Genomic DNA, 23508 nt, shown 5'->3' with positions numbered 1-23508 from the left:
GTCATCGAGGTTGAAGGCGTAGAACAGCGGTGCTTGCGCAGCTTGCTGACGACCCATCATCGTGGCAACGTCCACTTGTCCGATGGGTAGGCAGTGAATCAGCTTCAGACGGCCGATTCAACTGACTTTTTCAACACAATCGACCCCAAGCGGACCTTCCGAAAAATGGGGCGGAGGTAGTTAAGACGCCCGTTTTCACAATTTGGCTACCTCCGTCCTCTTTACCGCGGAATAGCCTGGCGAGGCGAGGCAGCCACGATCAGCGTCAGGCGGAAGGAACCAGCGGAATGGATCCTGCGTTGAAGTCGGCAGAATTACTGAGATCCCGCCAATGCTCGGCCTCGCTAGAGCGCTGACCTTCTACCATGGCGTAGTAGTCACGCGCGCTGCTGCCGATGAGGAGATGCGCCGGCACCTGCTCGGCATCGGCCAGGCAAAGCACAATCTGTGCGATACGAGCGGGATCGATGGGTTCGTTACCCCACAGGCCCTCCATGGACTTGATGGCGGCACCGACAGACGGCTCATAGTCCGGCATCATCGCGGGTCGCTGCTGAGTCGCGCGTGTGCCCCAGTTCGTACGAATAGCCGCGGGCTCAAGCGCGACCACCTTGACCCCGAAAGGTGCGGTCTCTTGCGCCAGGCTCTCGGTGAACCCACTCACCGCCCATTTCGCCGCGTGGTACGACGCCGAGCCGGCGGTGCCAATGCGTCCTCCCACCGAGGAGATCTGCATGATCGTTCCGTTACGCTGCGTGCGCATCACCGGCAGAGCGGCGCGCGTCAGATTGACGACACCATAGAAGACGGTATCGACCAGTTTCTTGAAATCAGACGAGCTGGTTTCCTCAAAAGGCCGAACGTCACCGTAGCCGGCGTTGTTCACCAGAACATCAAGGCGTCCAAAACGCTCAACTGCCAGGGCGACGGACGCCTGTGCCTGAGCTTCATCAGTGACGTCGAGTTGYGCTGTCAGGATGTTCGCGCCGTATCGATTGCACAACTCGGCAAGCGGGGCCGTGTTTCGCGCCGTAGCGAGAACCTTGTGGCCGGCCGCGCAGGCCGCCTCGACGATGTCACGACCTAAACCGCTTGCACTTCCCGTTACCAGCCAAACTTTTGACATGAAGTACTCCATTGCTTGCCTGAGAGGGCACGCATTTAGTGATGTTTGAAAGAACGCCTTGGAGCGTTTCGGCGACGGCTTTTGAGAGGCGTTGGCCTGTGTGCATAGGAAACCGTGGCGACGTATCCCGGCTGTGTCCTGACGGGCGTCAAAAAGTATTGAAACGTGTAAAGATCAGGCCGTGAAACATTTCGATACAAAACTCACCGCGGGAGGCAGGACGCTGCGTGATCGGTCAGGGGCGGCTGCTGTCCTCCGAGCCCGTTGCGGCGGGAGAGCTACGGGCACGCTATTTCGACAAGCGATCCGAAACCGGGGTCAGAGTGCACTTTTTTTATGCGCCGGCCTCGTCACAAGATGAAAGTCCACTCTGAGATGGCCCGAGTTTGACGGACACCTTTGAAAGGGGACAATCCCCTGGGAGGTGTCAGATGGTCAAGCGCCAACGATTCACCGCAGAGTTCAAGCGCGAAGCGGTCCGGCTTCTGGACGCAGGGGAGAAACCTGCCTCGGAAGGGAGCTACGGGAAAACCTCTTTGCTTCCTCGTTCCAAGCGTCCCGTTTCGTGTGCTGTCCGAACGACTGCTCTGATATGTTCGACTCAAATGTCCGTTTCGACCCGTTGAGGTCGCAACCAGAAGCAGGCATCAGCGACCTGCTGAAGTTCGGCACGTCGGGTAAAAAGGGGAACTGATGAACTTGACTGCTGCCATGACGTTGGGCTTCGCGGCGATCGTCAGCCGGTGGTACTTGATGCTGGTTGCAGGGAGGGCTCGGGGCGGCATCTCCAAGGCCCATCCGGAATTTGCTGCTGCGCTCTATGCCTCGCGCATGGATGTGGTCTTGTACGGCATCGGTCCGCTCAACTGGAAGCCCTTATTTCGTAGTCCCGTCCCCGGGGACATTGAGGCGACGGTAAAGCGACTGAGGTGGGCGGTGCTGACTGCCAGTGCACTTGGTCTGGCGACTCTTGTTTATGCGCCCGCTACGTTCTTGTATCTAGCCAGGGGCGGCTAGCGGACGTCCGCTTCCATCCTCAAATCGATCTGACGCAACGACGAGGATGGACAAGCGCAGTGCTTGATTCCTGGGCACGCGACTCTGCGTACGCCATACCGGATTTCGAACAAACCCCACGGATGGACTATTCAGGCCTACGTAGAACGACTGGCCAGTAGGCGGTCGGGCGAGGGCGGAGAACTATCCCGGCGCAACCGACGTGTCGCCCATTGCGGGCGTTCCCGATCACGGGGGGCGCAGGCAAGGCGGCGGGAATCGCGAGGCAATCGACCACCGGTTCATCAAAATAGGCGGTGCCGATTGGCCCCTTTCATGCGTTGTGATGAGCTTCTCGTTACCCGAATACTTGGTGGTACGAGAGTGTCGGTGGTTGTTGGCGGGTTGGTCCCTTTTCTGTGTCAGCCTCGCGAAAGGGCCGCTTTGGCGCGAATGAGCAGTCAAGTTTGCGCAGGAACGACCGATGGCTTGGCTATGATGGACTGATTGACTTCACCCCTGGGCGCTTGATGGAAAACCGTAGCTACAGTTCATTGCCGGCCACCGGGAAACGCTCATCGGGCCCCCAGGGGACGCGGCTTTTTTCCGCTGACGAGCTGAGCCGGCTCGCCGTCGAGGCAGGCTTTGCGTCCGATGGCGGCGTCAGCGTCCACGAGCCCGTGCTCGAAGGCACCAGTGCGGCGCTCAAGGGGCGTCGCTTTACGTTGCGAGCTGGTCGGCAAACCATCGGGCGGGGCGGCGAGAACGATATCGTCATCTGCGACCCGAGCGTTTCTTCGACCCATGCGTGGGTGATGAACCAGCAAGGCCATTACGTGGTGATGAACACGCTCTCCACCAATGGCACGTTCGTCAACAACAAGCGTGTGCACGAAGCCACCATCCGGCATGGCGATCGCATTCGTTTTGGACAGTCGGAGTTTGTGTTTCTGACGCGGGAGCCTGGCGCGTCCAGGCTCGGTCCCGTCGGACGGTTCGCGCTGGCCGTGGTGGTGCTGGCGGCGCTGGGCGGTGCGGCCTGGTGGTTGTTGAGCGCATGAGTACGGTCGAGCGCATGCGACCGCGCTCCATCGGGCGCTACCGGATCGACGGTGTGCTCGGCGAGGGCGCGATGGCGGTGGTGTACGCCGGTTTTGATCCCGGCATCGACCGGCCGGTGGCGATCAAATGCCTGCATCGCAATGTGGCGACTGACCCGAGATTGATGGTTCGGTTCTTGCGGGAGGCGCGCGCATCCGGCCACCTGGTGCATCCCAATATCGTCACGATCTTTGATACCGGCGAAACGGACGACGGCCGCAAATACATCGCGATGGAAAGGCTTTCGGGCGAGACGCTGGCAAGCCGCGTCGCGCAAGAAGGATTGCCGCCGCTGGCGGTGATCATCGAGCTGGCGTCACAAGTGGCATCGGCGCTGGACTATGCGCACGGGCAGGGCGTCATCCATCACGACGTCAAGCCTGAGAACATCATGCTCTCGGAGAATTGGCATTGCGCCAAGCTCAGTGACTTTGGCATCGCCGAGCGCAGACCCGTCAACAGCATCAGGCAAGGCCAGGCCAGGCAGATCGGCGGTACGCCCGCCTATATGGCGCCGGAACGCTTGCGTGGCGAGCGTGCCGATGCACGCAGCGACCTTTTTTCGCTTGGCGTCGTGCTGTACTGGCTGCTCACCGGCAAATTGCCATGGCCGGAAACCGACGATCTCAAGCGCCTGATCAGGGAGCGGCAGCGTCAGCCATTACCTGCGATGGTGCCCGTCGATCCGACGATACCGTCGATGCTCGCGGGCATCGTGCGGACTCTGCTCGCGCCGGCGCCCGAGGCGCGTTACCAGAGCGGCGCCGAAGTCATCAACGATCTGCGGTTGGCGCGCCGGGAGCACGAGCGATCGCATGAGTCGCCGCTGGCCACGCGCATCATCTCGCTGCGCCTGCGTTGGATTGGCGCCCTGGGCGCCACGCTATGCCTGGTGCTGCTGCTGGGCCTGGCGGTGATCTATGCCAAGCAGCATGGCGCGGTAACGGGGCTCGCCACCGACTTTGGCGGTTCGCTGGGTCGCATGGTCGCAAGTGAGGCAGCCGAGAACCTGTTGCTGGGCGATGACCCCGCCACCCGGGCCCTGGTGCAGGACATCGCAAACAACCAGCAGATCCAATACCTCGCCATTGCCAATCGAGAGGGCGCGGTGGTGGCGAGCACGCAACCGGGGGATGTCGGCAGGACATTGCCCAAGCTCGATGCCGAAAAGCAGACCTTGGCCGGCGAGGTGGAACGTTACGTTGGCCGCGTCGATGCAGACTCCCATGGCGATGACTTGCTGTTGTTCGACGTGCCTATTCGTTATCAGGCCAAGGCCGTCGGCGAATTGCGCCTGGGCGTCAGCAAGGCGCCCCTGCTCGAGGCCGAGCGCACGACGTTCTGGGTCATCGTGGGGGTGCTCGTCATCACCTTGATGGCGCTGGTTGGCGCGGCTTATTGGCTGTTCCGACAGCCGCTGGCCTTGCTTGGCATGCTGGGGGATTCCCTGGTGCAGGTTGGCCGCGGCGACTTCAGCCAGCGCATCCGCCTGGTTCGCCACGATGAACTGGGTCGCCTGTTCGTCGCCTTCAATCAGATGAGCAGTGCCCTGGAGGCGCGGCATCGCAACGATGCTTCGGCATCCCCTGCCGTCGCGGCAAGTCCGGCGAGGCAGCCAACGGTGGTCATGTCGCCGTCAGCGGCCAAAGAGGATCGATAGACCCACGCGGCGGGGAGGCGCGCGTTACAGCTGCTTGAGGCGATGCTGCAGTTCAACGGCTCTCGCCCGGTAGATCACGGCGCGCTCGTAGTTGGGGTCAATCGCGAGGACGCGGTCCCACAAGGCAATCGCCTGGTCGAGCTTCTGGTCGCGATACAGCACTACCGCGCGCTCGTGATAGGAGCTGACCAATTGCTCTCTCAGCGCCTGGTTTCCTGCGGGCTTCAAATGCGGGTCGATGGTCAGCGCCTGGTCCAGTCGCGTCAATGCCTGAGCGTTCTTTCCCTGCTGCGACAAGGCCACACTTTCCAGTTGCAGGCGTTGCGCCTTGGAGGCAGGCGACTCGCCTGCGGGTGCAGCTTCGGTGGTGGCGACCGGCGCGGTGGGCGCCGCGCTGCGACTGGGCGTATTGGTTTTGGCCGGCGCCGTATCCGAAGACCACGAGGCCCGCAACGGCGATTGGGGCAGGCGGATGGTCTCACCCGCGTGCAACGACGAGGGATTGGTCGACCCGTTATAGCGAGCCAGCAGCAGGAATAGATCGGAATCCCCCAGGCTGCGAGCGGCCAATGTGCCGTAAGAGTCCCCGGCTTGCACGACGTACGGGCGCGACTGTTTACCAAGGGCCGTGTTCGGATCGACCGTGAGCTGCCGCAACAGGATTTGTGCCGTGTGGTCGGTCGGGTATTTCGCCAGATACTGCCGCAAGCTCTGCTCGCCTTCCGCGTAGCGACCGCGCAGAAAGTAAGTATTGGTTATGGCATTCAACGAAAGCGACTCGTTGTCGCCGGTTGCAGCCTCGTGATTGGCCGTCGGCGACGCGGCGCCGCTGCTGCTGTTGGCGGAGCTGCTCGCTTTGGACCGGAGGTTGCCGATCTGGGCGCAACCGGTCATGGCAAGCAGGGCCATGCAAAGCGCTACCTGCAGCGTACGCCAAAGCATCGGGTGCATGGTTTCAGTCGATCGAGCCAGGCTCATGTTTCGCTATCTCTGGTTGCGGTCTGCTCAGCGGCTCGCTGCCCAAAGGCGACGGTACGCTGCATCGCAGACCAAAGTTTGTTCCGGTACCGCCGCAAGCGGCCTTCACCGCTTGCGTGGGCGAAAATCAGGGCGACGTTGTCGCCGTCGCGGCCGCCGCGCTCAACCGCCGTGGCCAAGGCTTCCTTCAAGGCCTCATGCTGGTCACGCCGCTGCGAGAGGGATGCCAGCTCCTCGGTCGTGAGTTGCTCCCATACCCCATCGCTGCAAAGGACAAAAGTCTGATCGCCGTCCAGCTCAGCGAAGCCGTGTTCGACGACCGGAGGTTGCGGCCCTCCCAGTCCACGCAGGAGTTTATGCTGGTCGGGATCGTTGGCCAGCTCGCCTTCGGTCAGTTCCCCGCGTTGCAATTTCAGTTGCCCGAGGCTGTGGTCTTCGGTGCGACCGATCAGACGCGTTCCCCGAAAGCGATAAAGGCGACTGTCGCCGACGTGTGCCCACGAGACCCGGCTGGCGCGAATGAGCGCCGCGACGATGGTGGAATGCGGTTGCGCGGCTGCGAGATGTTCGCCGTGCTGCTGCAGTTGGGTATGCGCTTCCTGGCAAAGCGTCTCGAGAAAGAGCGATCCCGGCAGGGAGCGCCAGGCACCTTGCTCCCACAGGCGAAGAGTCGCCTGGATCACGCCATGGGAGGCCAGTTCGCCCGCGCCATCGCCACCCATGCCATCGGCCAGCACCAACAGCCAGGTGGACGATGCCGAATCGTGAAGGCAGATAAGGTCATCTTCCTGGGTTGCCCTTCCGCCTTGAGCGCGGCCACCCGCGGCCCGCGGAATCGCGTGAAAGTCGACCGTCGTGTTCATCGCCCATCCCCCCGACCTCTGAGCGCAGTCCTGCGAGCTGAAACCTTACGGGACTTTTGCCGCTGAAAATTTGCGTTTGGTCCCGTTGCCATAAGCCCGATCGTGACCTTGGCTAAACCTTAAGCTGCCTTGGGCTGCCAGGCCAATCGGACATAAGGGGGATTGGGTCATGCCAGGGAGCGTTTCGGGCGCTTCGTCGACCTCGGGCAGACCTGCCAGGCGAGCTTGCTGAGCAGTGGGCGCTGCATGCAACCTTATAGGGCCCGCCTGCAACCCGAAGCGGGGTCGGCAGCTGAAACGGCAGTGGCCACACCAACCCGTCGCTGGGTGACATCATGACCAAGAGCAAAGAACGGCTGGCGCGCTTTTATGCGCTTTCCGACGGCATTTTTGCCGTCATCATCACGGTGATGGTTCTGGCGTTCAAGGCGCCCGCCGGTCACGATCTTCCCGCATTGATCAGCCTGTGGCCCGATCTGGTCAGTTACGCGGTGAGCTATGCCTTCATTGCCGTCGTCTGGTTGAATCATCATGCGACGCTTCGTTACGCGCAGTATCTGACGGGCACCCTGGCCCTGGCGAACTTCGCCAATCTGTTTGCGATTTCCTTCATTCCCTTTACCACCGCCTGGCTGGCCGAAAGCGAGATGGCGTCATTCCCGCTGACGCTCTACGCCCTGGTGTTTTTTCTGGTGCAGGGCACGTACATGGTGTTGATGCGGGAAAGTTTTTCTCACCTGCCGGACGGCATCGATCCGCGATCGCAACGATGGCAGTGGTACAGGGCGTGGATCATGTTGGCCGTGTTTTTGATAGCCGCCCTGGTAACCATTATTCCGCCGCTGTTGCGGCTCGGCTTGTTGGCGTCCTTCCTCATCCTGTACTGCCGTCCTGATGCGTTCCAGCGCGCCGACGCCGCCGCGCCCTGAGCGATTGACCTCTCGCAGCAACGACAAAGGCCGCGCAAGCGGCCTTTGTTCGTGGGGTCGCTGTCGCCCAGTTACACAATGGTCACCTGGTTGACGTTGTTTTTCGGATCCATCCAGAAGGCCTCATTGGCGAAGCGTCCGAAGATCTCGCGCGGCAGGATGGGCTGGCGTTCCACCGATTCCACTTTCGGACGGACGGAATGCAGGCCGGGCATGCCGACGCGGGCGTCGAATTCGTCGGCGTTGTACTGGATGTGGTCGAAGTCGTGTTCGAACCAGGGTTCGCCGAGGAATTGATAGACCGCGCGCACGGCGGCGGCGGGGTCGCGCACCAGGCTTTCGTAGGTCAGCAGCATCAGGTGGTCGTGCGCGTATTCGCCGTAGAAAGCCTCCTTGGTGGCCTGGTAGGCGAAGCCGACCATGCCGCGCGGATCAGTCAAGGCTTCGACGCGCGAGTACACGGTGGTGTTGGTGTCGAAACGGAACACTTTGCTGACACTGACCGGTTGGCGGCGCACCAGCCGCTCCATGCTGTCCAGCACCCAGGCCAGCTGGCGCACGCAGGCGACGACCTTCACGCCTGGGAACAGCGTGTTGAGCAGTTGCATGCGGCTGCACCACAGCCGGCTGGTGTCGAACACCACCTCGGCGCCGCCTTCAACCGAGTAGAAGTTCTCGACCAGCCCGCGCAATACCGCAACGCGCTGCTCGTCGGAGACATCGAAGGAGAAATCGTTCTTGCTGCTCGCCTCGGCGATCACCACGCCCATGATGTCGGCCAGCGGGCTGGTCATACCGGCGCGAAAACGCGGGTTCTGATTGAGGATGGCGGCCAGCAGGGTGGTGCCGGCGCGCGGCAACCCGGAAATGAATTGGAACTTCCGCGGCGGGTTGCTGGCGTCTGGCGTAGCTGGCATGCGGGTGATCCTCTCGATCGTTGGCCTGGTTCTGCTGGATAGTGCCCGATTCAGGGCGCGCGCGCCGTCGACGCGCGCATGCGCATCTCGTAGCCGACTTCGACCATGCGGGCTTCTCCCTTGCCCAGTACACGCAGCAGCAGCTCCTCAGTGGCGCGCTTGCCCATGTCGCGTACGGGTTGGTGGACCGTGGTCAGCAGCGGCCACACCTGTGTCGCGATCGTGGTGTCGTCGAAGCCGCAGATGGAGATATCGCCGGGCACCGACACCCCGGCCTCCGCCGCGGCCCAGATCGCACCAACGGCCATGTCATCGTCGGCCGCGAAAATGGCGGTGGGCCGATGCTTGAGCTTGAGCAGTCGGCGAGCTGCAGCCACGCCGGACTCGAAGGAAAACTGGCCCTGCACCATATACGCCGGGTTCTCCTCCAGGCCTGCGCGCTTCATGCCATCGCGGAAGCCGGCGAGGCGCCAGATGCCTGCGCCGTGCTTGGGATCGCCGATGATGTGTGCGATGCGACGATGGCCCAGGGCCACCAGGTGATCCACCATCGCCGCCGCCGCTTCACGCTCGCGCAGCATCACGCCGATGCAGCCCTTGGGTTGCCGCGGCGCGATCGAGGCAAACGGCAGGTCGTGCTTGCGCAGATGGTCGAGCAGCTTTGCATGATCGGTGATGGGCGGCGTCAGGATCAGCCCATCGGGTTGGTGCCGCGAAAGAATGCTCTCGACGCGCTCGACGAAATCGGGCGCCGTCGACACCAGCGGCTGCACCATCATGCTGTATTGCCGTGCCTCGCAGGCCTCCAGCACGCCGGCCTGGACTTCCATGATGTAGCTCGGCGACAAGTTGTCGTAGAGCAGGCCGATCATGAATGAGCGATTCGTCGCCAGGCTGCGTGCCGAGGTGAGCGGCCGGTAGTTGAGTTCGGCGACGGCGGCGAGCACGCGGTCGCGTACCGAATCGCGCACATTCGGCTCGTTGTTCAGCACGCGCGATACGGTCTTCTTCGACGTGTCCGAGGCACGGGCGACGTCGTTGATGGTCACACGCGACATGAAAGCCTTTGCGTCTTCAATGAACTGCTCCCTGCGTGATGGCAGCCGGAACGCTTTGAGCGGGAACGTTCCATCCACTCACTTCGACCACCGGTACGACAGTTTCCTGCGATGCATAGCGCGCGGTCAGCACGATCGACTCGCCGGGCCAGAGCGTGACGTCATTGTCATTCCAGCGTATCGGCAGCGCAAGATCGCCATGCGCGCCACGCCGGATCGACACGTGCTGGAACAGCGCCACGGCCTTGGACGATGCAGGCACCGACAGGGTGATCGTGGTGACCTCGTCCTTGCCGTCGCGCGTGGTGGTGGCGTGGATCTCGCTGGTCGCGGCCGGCAAGGACTGCAGTGCGGTCAGATCCCCATACTGCGTCAGCGGGGTGAGATACCAGTTCGATTTCGCCCAGTCGAGTACGTCCGCCCGGGTGGACAGCCAGTAGACATTGCGGCTCACCGGCTTGCCGTCGGCAGCGGCAAGTTCGAGCTCGATGAAGTAGGTGGGAGAGAGGTTGGCGATCGCGGGCAGTGTCGCCAGCTGGTGCGTGTGATTCCCCGCCAGGTCGATGTCTTGCAGGTGCTTCTCGAAGCGCACGCTGCCATCCAGGTTGCGTAAGCGGATGTTCGCCTGCAGTCCGTGGACATCATCCAGCGTCTGATTCACCAGCACGATGGCCTTGGAGTCGTACGAATACTGGATATGCACCAGCTCGTTGGCCTTCTTGGCGCCGAAATACGCGCCGGCGGGATTCATGTAGTAGTCGTACAGATGCCAGTGCAGTGAAGGCCACGCGTTGTTGAGCATCCAGTAGATGACGCCGGTCGATGGATTGGCGGCATCCATGTGCGCGTTGAACGCTTCGAACTGGGCACGCACGTTGTCGTAGTTGTCGAGCTGGGCCTTGGCAACATAGTCGGCAAGACTCGTGGGCGCGCCGTACCGCTTGGCCAGCGCGTTGTCGAACGGCGTGAGCACGGCGAACGTCGACCAGTCCGCGGAGGCGTGGTATTGCCTCTGCTCCGGATATTTCCACAGCGCCTCCTGCTCCTGCGGCGACAGCATGCGCTGCACGTCTTCCAGTCGCGGGATATCGGCACCCGCGCTGACTTCCGAATCGAAGCCGAACGCGCCGCCCAATTTGTCGGCGTACCAATACGACGGCGGTATCCAGTCGTACGGGCCGGCCATCTTCAGGCCGGACGGACCAGCATCGGCGGTGCCCTGCGGGACGGCCGCCGAGATGATGGGCAAGGACCAATCCGCCGCGCGCAGCGTGTCGACATACATCTTGGCGATCGGCGGCGGGGGCGCATTGTCGCTGCCGATCAGGAAGCCGATCACCGAGGGATGGTTGCGCAGCAGGCGTGCCTCGCTGGCCATGGAGTCTTCCGCCACTTTCATATCAGCGGCCGTCCAGGGCGAGCCGCCGGTCTTGGCGGCCGATTCCCATTTGTCGCAGCACTCCCAGCCAGCGAGTATCAAGATGCCGTGCTGGTCGGCGAGATCGTAGAAACGCTGGTTCTCCAGCTTGCCTTCGCTGCGGATGGTGTTGAGGCCAAGATTGAGCACATAGTTGAACTCGGCCTCCATGCGCGCGGGGTCGTCGCGCAGAAACATGTCCGGGGCCCAGCCGCCGCCGCGGATCAGCAGGGGTTTGCCATTGATGAAGAACTGGCGATAACCCTGCTTGGTCAGGTTGGAACTGACGCTGCGTATGCCGAAACTTGCCGTGGCGCGGTCGGAGGTTGCGCCATCGACGGCGGCGCTCATCTCCAGTTGGTAAAGCGGATGGTCGCCCATGCCGACGGGCCACCAGATCTTCGGGTGATCCAGTGCGAGTCCCGGCGTGGTGCTGGACGAGAGTGATACGTCCTGCGTTTGTCCCGGCGCGAGATGCACGGTCTGCTGGATGGGAATGCCAGCCACGGTGCCGGTAATCGTCGCGTCATGCGCCGCCGTATCGAGGTTCTTCGCGCTGACTTTCACGGCCAGCGTGGCGTGCGCCAGATCGGGCGAAAGCGTCGATTGCACGTGCGGAGAGCTCAACGCGACGGGTCCGGTCTGCGCGATATCCACGCCGCGCCAGGGCCCCATGTTGTTGTCCGGCGGGGTGGGGTTCCAGTCCACCCAGCCGATCGACAGGCTCGTTCTCGGATCGGCCGGGTGCACGCGCATGGCGAGCACGTTGGCGCCGGCGTGGACCCAGCGCGTCACGTCGAAGTCGTGCACGGGATAGGCACCGGCGAGCTCGGCGTGGTCGACCACCTGATGCCCGTTCACCCACAGGTCGGCGCTCGCGATGATGCCGTTGGTATGCAGCATCGTGTGCTTTTGACCCAGGTCCTTGGACAGCGTGAACTGCGTGCGATACCACCACGGCGTCACGAACAGGTTGCCACTGGAATCGGGCACCTGCACCGCGCGCATGTTGTCGCTGTAGAAGACATCGTTCTTGAACGTGTGGTTCTCGAGCAAGCCGGCCATGACGGTCGCGCGGCCGCTCACCGGGTACCACTCCTTGGTGGAGTAACCCGCCAAGGAGATCTCGGCGCCCGCTTGCTGCGCCTTCGCGCTGTCCTGGATTTGCCAGTGAGCGATTGAAGTGACGGACCCCGCATCGGCGGCGACCGTGGTGGGGACGTAGGTCGCCTGGGCGTGTACCACCGAGGCGGCCGATGCCGCCATCGCGACCATCATCCACAGCGTGTGCCTGGCTGGAGTTTGCATGACGTCAGGGTTTCCCAAGATAGGTTTCGCGTATTTCCACCGGCGCAAATGGCCAGGATTGATTGAGTCGCGCCCAGATCGCAAACACCACCAGGCCGGCGACGATCCACACGCCGGAGAGGATCAGCGAAAGAGTGGAGGCAGAGAGGTACACATAGATCCACCCGAACTGCGCGATGATGCAGGGCACGGGATAGAGCCATTGCTTGTACGGGCGTTCGAGATTTGGCTGGCGCTTGCGCAGCACGATCAGCGCGGCGATCTGCGCGAAGGACTGCACAATGATGATCGCAGTCAGCAGCATATTGATGACCTCGGTGAGGTCGAAGAACGTGCCGATCGCCGTGACCACGCCCATCGTCAGGAGCGCGACGTGCGGGAAGCCGTGTTTTGCATGCAGTCGTGCGAACACGGACAGGAACACCTTGTCCCGCGCCGCCTCGAACGGCACGCGTGAGCCGCCGAGCAGGCCGGTGAATACCGAGGCAAACGCAGTCACGATGATCAGTACGGTCATCACGGCGGCGGCCAGATGGCCCCAGCTGCGTTCCACCACCAGCGAGGCCACCGACTTGGACTGCGCGATCTCCTGCCACGGCGCCACGCCAAGCACGCTGATATTGAGCAGCAGGTAGACCACCATCATCGCGATCACCGAGATGATGATGGAGCGGGGCATGGTGCGGCCCGGATCGCGCAACTCATCGCCGATATAGGCGGTGGTGTTGTAGCCCAGATAATCGTAGATGCCGATGATCAGTCCCGCGCCCAGGCCCACGAAGAAGTGGCCGCCGAACGCATCGGCAGGGAAGTCGAACGCGTAACTCGCATGGAAGTGCGAGAAGCCCGCCGCGGTCACGCCGACCACCGACACCAGCATGATCACCCACAGCGCGATGGTGATCGCACGCACCGACTCGATGCGGCGATAGAGCATCCACGTGACCAGCGCGGTGGCTGCCACGCCGATCAGATGCACCGGCCACCAGCCCAGGTTTGGAAAGAAGAAGCCCAGATATTCCGCCATGCCGATGATGCCGGTGGACATCAACAAGGGAATGGCCAGCAGCATGGTCCAGATAAACAGGAACGGCATCAGTTTGCCGGTGCGGTACTGGAACGCCTCGCGCAGGTAGACATAGGTGCCGCCGGAACCGGGCATGGCGGCGCCGAGTTCGGCCCACACCAGCCCATCGGCCATCGCCAGGATGGCGCCGACGATCCAGCCAATGATGGCCTGCGGGCCGCCCATGGTGGCGACCATGATGGGAATGGTGATGAACGGCCCGATGCCGCACATCTGGGTCATGTTGATTGCCGTTCCCGAGAACACGCCGATGGAGCGATGGAAGGCGTTGTCGCGAACGGACTTGGGCGCGCTGGAATCCTGCATGCTTGCCTTGTGGAAACGGAGTGACGAACGGGGCGTCGGTGAAGCCACCCGGAAGAACGAACCTGTAGCTATGGCATGAAGCCCTGCAGCGATCCCACTCCCGCGAGGGCAGGAGTGGGATCGTCGTCATGCCGCTTCCCTTACCACTGGCCTCGCACGCCCAGCATGAAACTGCGCTCGGAGAACGTCGAGTGGCCGGGCTGGTCGGGCCACACCAGGTAGTACTTCTGATACTCGTTGGTGAGGTTGGTACCGTCCAGGAACACTTCGGCGTACTTGCTGAACTTGTACGAGATCGATGCATCCAGGTACTTCTGTGGCGCCTCGTACATTTCCAGGCCGGTGATGCCGCCCACGCTGTCCATCACCGCGCGCCGCGAACGGTAGTTGTAGGCAAGGCGCGCCTGGAAATGCTCGTCCTGATACCACAGGATGAAGTTGCCAGACTTGGTGGAGTTGTCCTGGAACGGGATCTTCTTGCCGGCCAGATCCGTTTCGCCCGAGTTGCTGGGCGCATACGTGGCATTGATTTCCATACCCGTCTTCGACAGGAAGCTCGGCAGGAAGGTGAAGCCCTGGCGGTAGTCGAACTCGGCGCCGTGGATGGAGTTGCCCGTACCCTGCACTGGCTGGGTGATCACGATGCAGTGATCGCGCACCACGCCGTCTTCGTCGGGCAGCGTACAGTTGGTCACGCTGCCGTTCTTGATGAAGCTGTCCACGTTGATGCGGAACAGCGCCAGGCTGAGCATGCTGGTTTCGTTGATGTAGTACTCGGCCGAGGCACCAAAGTTGGTCGAACGCCATGGGTTGAGGTTCGGGTTGCCCGTGGACGTGCCGTTGGCTACGCGGAAGATTGGTCCTTGCGGCGTTTCTGCCAGCGAGTAGTTGAGCTGAAGGCCACCGCCCCAGGTGCTCAGGTCCAGCGGCATCATGTTCTTGGAGTAGGCCAGTCGAACCTTGAAGCTGTCGGTCACGTCCAGCGCGAAGTTGGCCGAGGGCAGCACGTCCTGGTAGCTGCGCTTGGTCGTCGCCGTTCCCACATCTTCCGGTTCGTCGCCGTAGGCGCCCGGGTCGCCGCTGAGGTGCTGGGTCACATCGAGGTTGGTGTGGATCAGGCGCACGCCGATGTTGCCGCTGTATGGCATGTCCCAGATCGTGCCGTTGAAATCGCCCTGCAGGTAGCCCGACAGCTCCTTCAGGCGCACGGCCCAGGTGGTGCCGGGCTCAGCCACCTGCTGGGTGCCCGGATAGAGCGAGTTCCAGTAGGCAATGGGGTTGACCATCGCATTGGGGTCGATCGCCCAGAAGTTGATGCCCGAGCCGAGCAGGTTGTTGTACTGCTTGAAGTTGTTGGCCAGCGGCGCGGCGGTGTTGGGCATCGAGATGGCCGACAGCGGTCCGGCGCGGAAATAACCCTGGTCATTGCCGGCGGTACACGAGCCGCTGTTCAACACCACGTCGGCGCCGACGTAACGCACCAGGCATCCCGCGGGATCGCTGGCGCCCATGCCGGCGTAGACCGGCGCCTCCAGCGTCCAGCCTTCGTTGTCGGCGCTGCGGATGCTGTTGCGGATGCCGAATTCCAGTTTGAAGCCGTCCTGGAAATCGTACTTGCCGTCGAAGCGCAAGGCGTTGAGGGCGACCTTTCGGTTGTAGTCGCCCGACGATTCGAGGGTCTTCATCGTCCAGTCGGCAGGGTTGGCAAAGTTGGCGGCCAGCGACGGCGGCACATCGATCTTGATATAGCGGCCATTGAAGTTGGCGATGATCGGTATGGTGTTTTGCGGAATCCCGTTGGCGTTGAACACGCGGTTGCCGCCCAACTGCGCGGGATAGACCATGGTGCCCGGAGGCACCGAGTCGGGATCCACGCCGTCCATCAACACGTTGGGCCAGAGCGCGCCGTCGGAGTCGGAGATATTGACGTCCGATTCCTGGAACGACTGCGAGGCCGTGTCGCGGATACCGCGCACGCTCGCCGTAAACGGGCCGCCGTTGTCGTAATCCAGCTGCAGGTTCAGGTTTCTTGCAACGGAACTCTTCTGGATGATCTGCGAGTAAGACTCCACGTCACCGGGCCACTTTTCGTACTGCTGGGTGGTGTAGTACTGCGAACCTTCCCAGCCCGGTTCCGGCGTGCCGTACGAGCCCAGCGCGGGTGCTCCGGTATTGCGCGACTGCAGCGGAACGTACGTGGCGCCCTGCCAGTTGGTGGAGTTGAACTGGATGCCGACGTTGCGGTCGTACTCGCGCTGCGACGAATAGAAGTAGTCGGCGGTGCCGGTGAAGCCGCTGCCGAAGTCAAACTGGAACGACGCGTTGCCCGACTTGCGCTTGCGCTGGGTGATGATGTCGTTGAGGCCGATGTCCTGGCTGCCCATGAATACGCCGTTGGACTTCCCGTCGCCGTTGACGTCCACGCTGCCGTCGGCGTTCTGCACGATCTTGGACGGAATCGGTGCCCCGTTCCACGGCGTCAGGAAGCCGTTGTAGCCGCCGGCACTGGCGGCGTTCTCGCCGTTGAGCACCACGCCGTACTGGTCCAGGCCTTCGGTGGCATTCATGCGGCGCGTGTTGGAGAAGTCGCCGGAGATCAGCAGGCCCCAGTGACCGTCGTCGTTGTACGAAATGAGGCCGTTGGCTTCAGGCCCCGTGTGTTGGGTGGTGCTGCCGCGTTCGCCATTGGCCGAATAGCTGTAAGTAAAGCCGCTGGGGAGATCCCACGGCCGGTACGTATGCAGATCGATGGCGCCGCTGATGCCGCCGTCGGTGGTGCTGGCCGTCGGGGATTTGATCACGTCCACGCCGTGGAACAAGGTCGACGGCAGCATGGTGAAGTCAGGCTGCTGCGAGTCGATCTGGTCGGCTGTAATGAATACTTCGCCGTTCAACATGGTGCCGACCTGCGGCAGGCCGCGCACGTCCACTGAGGTACCCACGCCCGCATCGCGGTTGATCTGCACGCCGGTGACGCGCTGCAGCGAGTCGGTGATGGTGGTGTCGGGCAGGGCGCCGATGTTCTCCGCGGTGATGCTGTCCTGAATGTTCGCGGCATCGCGTTTCAGGTCGATCGCGCGCATCTGCGAGGCACGTACGCCTGACACATTCACGGCCGACAGGTTGACCGCGTTCTTCTGCGCGTCAGTGCCGTCGGCTTTCCTGGCGTCGGTTTTCTTGGCGTCAGGCGACGGCGGCGGCGTCTGCGTGGTCGTGGTCTGCGCAGCCTGGCCGTCCTGCTGGAGATCGACGAAGGTCGAGGCTGCAGCTGACGTCGACACGACGGCGAACAGCGACACGGTGATGGCAAATGACAATGGATGTTTGCGAAGTACGGTGGACATGGGCGTTGACCTCGTTGGTGTTGCCTGTCGAACCTCGGTTGCTCCGTGGTATTTCAAAATGCGCGTAGCCCGGCGGTGCCTGCGGGTACGCACGCCGTCGTGATGCCATCTTTCGTTGTCCCCGACTTTGGCTCCCCAGCCAAAGCCAATGCTCAGTGCTACTGCACGGGGCGCATGCCCCGCTTACTGCTCACTTCGAAAACGCGATACGCGCCAGCGCCCACTGTCCATCGCGTGGATCGCCGGTGGCGAAAACGCATACGTTGCGAACGCCGGCCCCCGCCGGCGTGGCAAGTGGTGCTTCAAGTCGAATTTGCCCCGTTGGCTGCGCCGCGCTCTGCAGCGGCAGGCGAGCCAACAGCGGACCCGTGCACGTGTCGGCATGGATCTCGATTTCACCCGCGGCGCTGATCTTCTGGCGCATCACCGCGTCTTTGGCCTCATCGCCGAAACGCCAGCTGATGCGCTCGACGATGAGCGAGACCTGCTTGGCGCCAGCCAGCGGCGCTTGTGGCCATAGCCAGCACGCGTTGCCGATATCGACGGAATAGACCGGCCTTGTTCCCTGCGTCGGCTTGCTGCCGTCGAGGCGCGAGGCGGGCTGCCTGGAACAGGTCGCGAGCGCGCTGCCATCGCGGCTCAGCAGGGTGGATGCATCGAGCGCCTGTGTGCGCGGCGTGGCAAGTTCGAAGCCGTCCGCTGCAAAGGTCGCGGCGCGCAGGTTCGTGTTTGCCGGCAACGTGAGTGGTTGCGCATAGGCTGCGGATTGAGCGGTCGGGTCGGAGCCGTCCGTCGTGTAACGGATGGTGCCGAACTGCACCTGATTGGACAGCTCGACACGGAATGCGCCGTTGGCCGCGGCGGTCACCTGGAAAGCAGGTGCAAATGCGCTGTCGGCATACGCAATGCCGAGCGCGCGATAACGCGCCAGTTCTGCCGGCAGGCGCTGCAGAAAGCTGTTCCAGTCGTGCGTGCTTGCGGGCGACCAGCCCAGTTCCGCCAACGCGGCGATGCGCGGGAAGATGGCATGTTGGTCGTGGGCGAAGGTGGGCATCTGCTCAGCCCACAGGCTCACCTGCACACCGATGATGCGCTTCGCCTCAGTCGCGCTCGCGCCCTTAGGAATCACGATCGTGTCATAGGCCTGCCGCAACGTTGCTGCGGGAGGCGGACCCGGCCATTCATCAGGCAGATCGGATTGAACATGGTCGAGGTACAGCGATTCCTGCGGCGTCATGATCACGTTGTGACCTTGCCGGATGGCCGTAAGCGCCACGCGTTCGTTGTGATCGCCATGCCATGACATCACCACTTCCGAGGCCGGCAGCTTCTCGCCGGTGGCCAGCTGGTCATCCCAGCCCACCGGCGTGCGCCCGTGCTCGACCAGATGCGCGGCGACCTGCTGGATAAACCAGCCCTGCAGCTGGTCCATGTTCGCCAGGCCCAGCTTGTGCATCTGCGCGCGCACTTCGGGCGATGCGTTCCACTGCTGCTTGTCCGCTTCGTCGCCACCGATGGAGATGTAGCGCGAAGGGAACAGCTGCATGACCTCGTCGAGCACGTCATCGACAAACTGCAGGGTCTTTGCATCGGGCTTGAGCAGCCACGGGCTGACGCCCCAGTCGGTCCACACTTCAGGTCGCTTGCCGGTGACGCCCAGCCACGGATAGGTCGCGACGGCTGCCTGCGAATGGCCGGGAAGATCGATTTCAGGCACCACATCGACAAAGCGCTCGGCGGCGTAGCGCACGATCTCGCGCGCCTGTTCTTGCGTGTAGTAGCCGCAATAAGGCTTTTCGGGGGAGCCGGTCAGTTCGCTGTCCAGGCCCACCGCCTTGCGGCAGGCGCCGATCTTGGTGAGCTCGGGATACTTGGTGATTTCCAGGCGCCAGCCCTGGTCTTCGGTGAGGTGCCACAGCAACACGTTCAACTTATGCAGCGACATCCAGTCGATCAGCTGCTTGATCTCGGCCACGCTCTGGTAGTGCCGCCCCGAGTCGAGCAGCAGTGCGCGCCAGGCGAAGCGCGGGTGATCGTCGATCACGCCGCTGGCCACTTTGACCGGGGCGCCACGCGCCCATCCCGATGGCGTCAGCAATTGGCCCAGGGTGACACTGCCGTAAAATGCGCCGCGCGCCGTTCGTGACGTGACCACGATGCCGCCGTCGTCCACGGTGATGCGGTAACCGGATTCGTCGGCAACATCGGCATGCGGATTCACATCGAATGCGATGGCGGGATGCGGTGCGTCCGACGTCGCCATGCGCAGGTGCAATCCGTTGGTTGCGGCCACCTGTTGCAGGAAGCGATCGGCGATGGACTGCACTTGTTGCCGTTCTTCACCGCGCACCAGCACCACGGCACCATCGGCGATGTCCACCGCGCCCGAGCCTGCAGGGCTGGCCTTCGCCGGCTGCGGCAACAATGACCAGCTGGGAACCACAGGCGCGGCGATGGCCGCGCTCGTTGCCGCCATCCATGCGATGGCCAGGCAGCAGAGGATGTTCGCTGTCGCAACGCGGCTCATGCGCCACCACCTGTCGCAGCCTGCCGTGGAGCTGCGGCGTCCGACATGCCACGCCTGAGGTACCACTGGGCCGCGCCATGCACGCCATGGTGGCCGTGCTCGGTGACCCACACCGGTACTTGCGACAGCAGCGCACGCGCACTGCGGCCGTGCAGGAATCGTTGCTCGAACGCGCTGCGCTTGAGCAGCTCGAAGATGGACGACAGGAAGCCGCCGGCCAGATACACGCCGCCGCTGGCCATGAAGGCCATCGCCAGATTGCCGGCAAAACTGCCCAGCGAGGCACAGAAAATCTCCACCGCCTCCACCGCTTGTGCGTCGCTGTGCGCAAGCGCCGCGGTGGTGATGGCCTCGGGTGCAGCCAGCGTCGGCGCCACGCCGTCCAAGGTGCACAAGGCGACGTAGAGCGACAGCAGGCCCGGGCCAGACACGATGTGTTCAAACGGCACATAGCCGCCTTCTGGCGCCAGCGTCGCGAGCACCTCGCGCTCGCGCACCGCGTTCGGCGCGAAATCCATCTGGCCGGCTTCCGTCGCCAGCACCAGGCCGCCGGCCGGGCCGGGAACATGCACCGCCGCGCCAAGGCCGGTGCCCGGTCCGATCACCAAGGTCGTTCCGCTGGCGTGCGCGTCGGGCCCGCACAGATGGCGGCCGCCTTCGGCGAGCGAACCATCGAGCGCATAGGCCAGGGCTTCGAAGTCGTTGAGTACGGCCACCTCGTCCAGGCCCAGCGCCTGATGCAGCTGGGCCAGGTGGATGGGCCAGGGCAGGTTGTCGTTGACCACCTCGTTGCCCATGATCTGGCCCGCGCAAGCGAGCACGCAGTGCTTGACCGGGGCATGCACCTCGGCGTCGACAAAGGCTTGCAGCAGGTCTGACAGCACGGGGAAGTCGGCGCAGGCATACACGCGGTAAGCGAGCGTCTCCACCCCGCGAATGCCGCCCGGACCGGCGCGCATCAGCGCAACACGCGCATGCGTGCCGCCGATATCGGCCGCCAGAAACGGCACCGCCGGTGTCCCCGCCAGTCGATCCGTATGCTCGTTTGCCACGTCCAGCCGCCCCTCGCAGTGGAACTGTTATCAGCCTGTAACGTAATTGACACCGGTGTCAAGCGGTGGCGCAGCATGGTGGGAAAAATGCCTGGAGGCATGCTGGAGGGGTGGGAAACGGCGTTGCTGGCGCGGCACGCAGGGAGTTGGCGGGACGCGGCGGAGGGTTGATGCGCTCAGCCGGACTAGCTGAAAAACGCTAGCTTTCGCTGCGATTGAGCCGTTCCAGAATGCGCCGCAAATGGGCCAGGTCAGTCTTGGAAAGTTGCTGGAATCCCGCGGGAGCATCATCCTGCACGGTGCGGTTGACCAGTTCCACAACCTGTTTTCCGGCGCGCGTGATCGACACCAGTTTTGCCCGGCGATTCTCGGGGTGAGGGTGGCGTTCGACGAGGCCGCGATCTTCCAGATCGTTCACCGCCACGGTTGCGGCCGGCGCATCCATGCCGGTGTCATCCGCGATCTGGCGCAAGGTCATCGGAGCATCCACCAGCCGCCACAGGATGCGGATGCGGCTGAAAGGGAGTCCGCTGATCTCGCTCACCTTGCGGCGCCACTCGCCACGCACGCCGCGCGTTTCCCACACCATGCCAACCATCAGCTGCCAGACGGCGTCGGCTTCGGTAGGGCTGTTGGTGGGTCGGATCATGCAGCGGCTCCGGCAGGGGCTTCTTCCAGCAAGTGGGCCGCGTGGCGCGTCGTGTCGTGCGCCCAGCGCGTGTTCGACAGCCAGGCCAGAAGCAGCACGGTGAAACCCGCACCCGTGATCAGCCACCAGAAGGGATGCGTGGCCTCGGCGAAGCCCTGGTGCACATGCATGCCCAGAATCGTACCGGCGAGTGCCACGCCCAGCGATGCGCCCACCTGCCGGCTGGTGGAGGCCACCGCCGCAGCGAGACCGGCCTGCGCCTTGGGCATGCCGGACACGGCCGTGTTGGTGATGGGCGCATTGACCATGCCGAAGCCGATGCCAAAGATCACATAGGTCAACAACAACACCGCTATCGGCGTGGTGGCGGTGAGCTGCGTCATCATCAGCGCACTGATCACGGTGGCCGCGCCGGAAACGAGCAGTGAGGGACGCGTGCCATACGTGCCCACCAGCCGGCCGGACAGCGGAGAGCACAGTACTGTCGCCAGCGCGAGCGGCAGGGTGCACAAGCCGGTATGGAAGGCCGATAGTCCACGCACTTCCTGCAGGTAGAGCGCATTGAGAAACAGGAAGCCGGAGAACGCGGAAAAACTGCATACGGCGATCAAGGTGGCGCTGCTGAAAGGCGCACTGCGAAAGAAGCGCACGTCGATCAGCGGTTCGTGGCGTCGCGGTTCGTAGACCAACAAGGCGATCAGCGACAACGCGGCCGCGGCGAACAGGCCAACGATGGTGGTTGAGCCCCAACCCTCATGCGGGCCTTCGATCACGGCATAAGTCACCGTGGCCAGGATGGTGAACACCAGCAGCTGTCCCACCGGATCGACGCGACGCGGACGAGGCGCCCTGGATTCCGGGATATAGCGCGACGCCAGCACCATCGCCGCGGCGCCCACCGGCAGGTTCACCCAGAAGATCGAGCGCCAGCCAATGGTTTCCGTAAGCGCGCCACCGATCACCGGACCCAGTGCCATCGAGATGCCGGCAACCGCACCCCAGATGCCGATGGCGCGTGCGCGCGCCTTGGGTTCGTGGAAGGTATTGGCGATGATCGACATGGCGACCGGATTGAGCATCGTCGCGCCCAGGGCCTGCACGATGCGAAACGCGACCAGGCCGTGGATATCCGGCGCAACACTGCACAGCAGCGAGCCGAGCACGAACAGCGCCATGCCCGACTGGAATACGCGACGACGACCGAAGCGATCGGCCATCGAGCCCGCCAGCATCAGCAGACTGGCCACCACCATGGTGTAGGCATCGATCACCCATTGCAGACCCGAGACCGACGCGCCCAGGTCGCGCCGGATCGCGGGCAGGGCGACGTTCACGATGGTGGCGTCCATCGCCACCATCAGCAGGCTGAGGCAACAGATGGCGAGGATCAGGTTGGGGTGGGTCTGCGCACGCCGTGCGTCGTTGATGGTTGTATTCATGCAACTATTGTGAGTTAACAATGGTTGACGGTCAATCCAGGGTTTTTGCCGGTGCTTGCGTTTGCTTCATCAGGTGATCAAGATATTCATCAATAGATGAATTAGGTGCCTTATGGCCAAGCCGAAGGCCTCAGCGCGCGGTGCGGGACGCCCCAGGGTGGACAACCCGGAATTGCGCGAACACCTGCTGGATGTCGCGTTGAAAAGCTTTGCCGCCGCCGGCGTGACGGCGACGTCCGTGCGTTCCATCGCCGCCGATGCCGGCGTCAACGCGGCCTTGCTCAGCTACTACTTCGGCAGCAAGGCCGAGGTGGTCGAGGCCGTATTCGATGAGCGCATCGCCCCGGTGTTGTCGCAGTTTTTCCTGCATCTGTTTGGGGTAGAGGGCGATATCCAGCAATTCGCGGCCGCCTTCGTGACCGGCATCGGCGAACTGGTCGAGGCCCATCCCTGGTATCCCGCGCTCTGGGTGCGGGAAGTCCTCTGCGAGGGCGGTGCGCTGCGCGAGTTGGCGGTGGCCCGATTGTCGGCGGCAGCACCACTGGTCACCACGCGTTTTGTCGACGCGCAGCGCGATGGCGAGCTCAATCCCGCGCTCGATCCCACCGAGATGGTGATGACGCTGCTGGGCCTGACCCTGGTTCCGGCAGCAGGCGCGCCATTGTGGCAGGCGACCTCCGGCGCGCCTGCGGCTTCCACGGCGCGGCGCACCCAGCATGTGCTGTCGTTGCTGCAGCGAGGGTTGTCCTGA

Annotated in this window: 17 protein-coding genes; 5 read left to right on the top strand and 12 right to left on the bottom strand. The window is 63.3% G+C overall.

The genetic code is table 11. From position 1 onward, the window contains the following. Nucleotides 1-265: 265 nt before the first annotated feature. Nucleotides 266-1126 carry an SDR family NAD(P)-dependent oxidoreductase gene (locus tag AC1DE1_RS10775; protein ID WP_477176407.1) on the bottom strand — a complete coding sequence of 287 codons (861 nt, stop codon included), beginning with the start codon at nt 1124-1126 and terminating at the stop codon, nt 266-268. A gap of 693 nt (nt 1127-1819) precedes the next feature. On the opposite strand from AC1DE1_RS10775, the gene AC1DE1_RS10770 reads away from it, so the two are divergent. From AC1DE1_RS10770 to AC1DE1_RS10760, 3 genes are all read left to right on the top strand, one after another. Then, nucleotides 1820-2143: a hypothetical protein gene (locus tag AC1DE1_RS10770; RefSeq protein ID WP_477176408.1), complete on the top strand. Its 324-nt coding sequence runs from the start codon at nt 1820-1822 to the stop codon at nt 2141-2143. A 509-nt stretch (nt 2144-2652) separates the two neighbouring features. Further along, nucleotides 2653-3183, top strand: coding sequence for an FHA domain-containing protein (locus AC1DE1_RS10765; RefSeq protein ID WP_477176409.1), 531 nt, complete (start codon nt 2653-2655; stop codon nt 3181-3183). Beyond that, on the top strand, nt 3180-4883 hold the full coding sequence (locus AC1DE1_RS10760) for a protein kinase domain-containing protein (protein WP_477176410.1): 1704 nt from the start codon (nt 3180-3182) through the stop codon (nt 4881-4883). Before AC1DE1_RS10765 ends, AC1DE1_RS10760 begins: the two co-directional genes overlap by 4 nt. 24 nt (nt 4884-4907) lie before the next feature. On the opposite strand, the gene AC1DE1_RS10755 is transcribed toward AC1DE1_RS10760, so the two are convergent. After that, nucleotides 4908-5861 (bottom strand): LysM peptidoglycan-binding domain-containing protein, encoded by a 954-nt coding sequence (locus AC1DE1_RS10755; protein ID WP_477176411.1) that lies wholly within the window; start codon nt 5859-5861, stop codon nt 4908-4910. After that, complete coding sequence (locus tag AC1DE1_RS10750) at nt 5858-6724, bottom strand: PP2C family protein-serine/threonine phosphatase (protein WP_477176412.1); 867 nt, start codon at nt 6722-6724, stop codon at nt 5858-5860. The genes AC1DE1_RS10755 and AC1DE1_RS10750 overlap by 4 nt, the downstream gene beginning before the upstream one ends. 335 nt (nt 6725-7059) lie before the next feature. Here AC1DE1_RS10750 and AC1DE1_RS10745 point away from each other — a divergent pair, with 335 nt between their 5' ends. After that, the gene (locus AC1DE1_RS10745; protein ID WP_477176413.1) at nt 7060-7653 is read left to right on the top strand and encodes a TMEM175 family protein; all 594 of its coding nucleotides are present in this window, start codon (nt 7060-7062) and stop codon (nt 7651-7653) included. Nucleotides 7654-7724: 71 nt separating this feature from the next. On the opposite strand, the gene AC1DE1_RS10740 is transcribed toward AC1DE1_RS10745, so the two are convergent. From AC1DE1_RS10740 to AC1DE1_RS10700, 9 genes are all read right to left on the bottom strand, one after another. Further along, on the bottom strand, nt 7725-8570 hold the full coding sequence (locus tag AC1DE1_RS10740; RefSeq protein ID WP_477176414.1) for a sulfotransferase family protein: 846 nt from the start codon (nt 8568-8570) through the stop codon (nt 7725-7727). Nucleotides 8571-8620: 50 nt separating this feature from the next. Next, nucleotides 8621-9628 (bottom strand): LacI family DNA-binding transcriptional regulator, encoded by a 1008-nt coding sequence (locus tag AC1DE1_RS10735; protein WP_441603614.1) that lies wholly within the window; start codon nt 9626-9628, stop codon nt 8621-8623. Between the two features lie 16 nt (nt 9629-9644). Beyond that, a complete protein-coding gene (locus AC1DE1_RS10730) occupies nt 9645-12353 on the bottom strand; it encodes a glycosyl hydrolase 2 galactose-binding domain-containing protein (protein ID WP_477176415.1) in 2709 nt (902 codons plus the stop codon). A 4-nt stretch (nt 12354-12357) separates the two neighbouring features. Then, nucleotides 12358-13746 (bottom strand): APC family permease, encoded by a 1389-nt coding sequence (locus AC1DE1_RS10725; protein ID WP_477176416.1) that lies wholly within the window; start codon nt 13744-13746, stop codon nt 12358-12360. A gap of 140 nt (nt 13747-13886) precedes the next feature. Further along, entirely contained in the window at nt 13887-17090 is a 3204-nt protein-coding gene (locus tag AC1DE1_RS10720) for a TonB-dependent receptor (protein ID WP_477176417.1), read from the bottom strand. Nucleotides 17091-17280: 190 nt separating this feature from the next. Continuing rightward, complete coding sequence (locus AC1DE1_RS10715) at nt 17281-19617, bottom strand: beta-N-acetylhexosaminidase (protein WP_477176418.1); 2337 nt, start codon at nt 19615-19617, stop codon at nt 17281-17283. Further along, on the bottom strand, nt 19614-20669 hold the full coding sequence (locus AC1DE1_RS10710) for a glucokinase (RefSeq protein WP_477176419.1): 1056 nt from the start codon (nt 20667-20669) through the stop codon (nt 19614-19616). Before AC1DE1_RS10710 ends, AC1DE1_RS10715 begins: the two co-directional genes overlap by 4 nt. A gap of 199 nt (nt 20670-20868) precedes the next feature. After that, nucleotides 20869-21318, bottom strand: coding sequence for a MarR family winged helix-turn-helix transcriptional regulator (locus tag AC1DE1_RS10705; protein WP_441603620.1), 450 nt, complete (start codon nt 21316-21318; stop codon nt 20869-20871). Continuing rightward, on the bottom strand, nt 21315-22757 hold the full coding sequence (locus AC1DE1_RS10700; RefSeq protein ID WP_477176420.1) for an MFS transporter: 1443 nt from the start codon (nt 22755-22757) through the stop codon (nt 21315-21317). Before AC1DE1_RS10700 ends, AC1DE1_RS10705 begins: the two co-directional genes overlap by 4 nt. Nucleotides 22758-22869: 112 nt before the next feature. Here AC1DE1_RS10700 and AC1DE1_RS10695 point away from each other — a divergent pair, with 112 nt between their 5' ends. Next, nucleotides 22870-23508 (top strand): TetR/AcrR family transcriptional regulator, encoded by a 639-nt coding sequence (locus tag AC1DE1_RS10695; RefSeq protein ID WP_477176421.1) that lies wholly within the window; start codon nt 22870-22872, stop codon nt 23506-23508.

This window comes from Dyella sp. 05T440 (assembly GCF_056395965.1).
The sequence above is the reverse complement of the archived record's forward strand: the minus strand, read 5'-3'. Positions and strand labels throughout refer to the sequence as shown.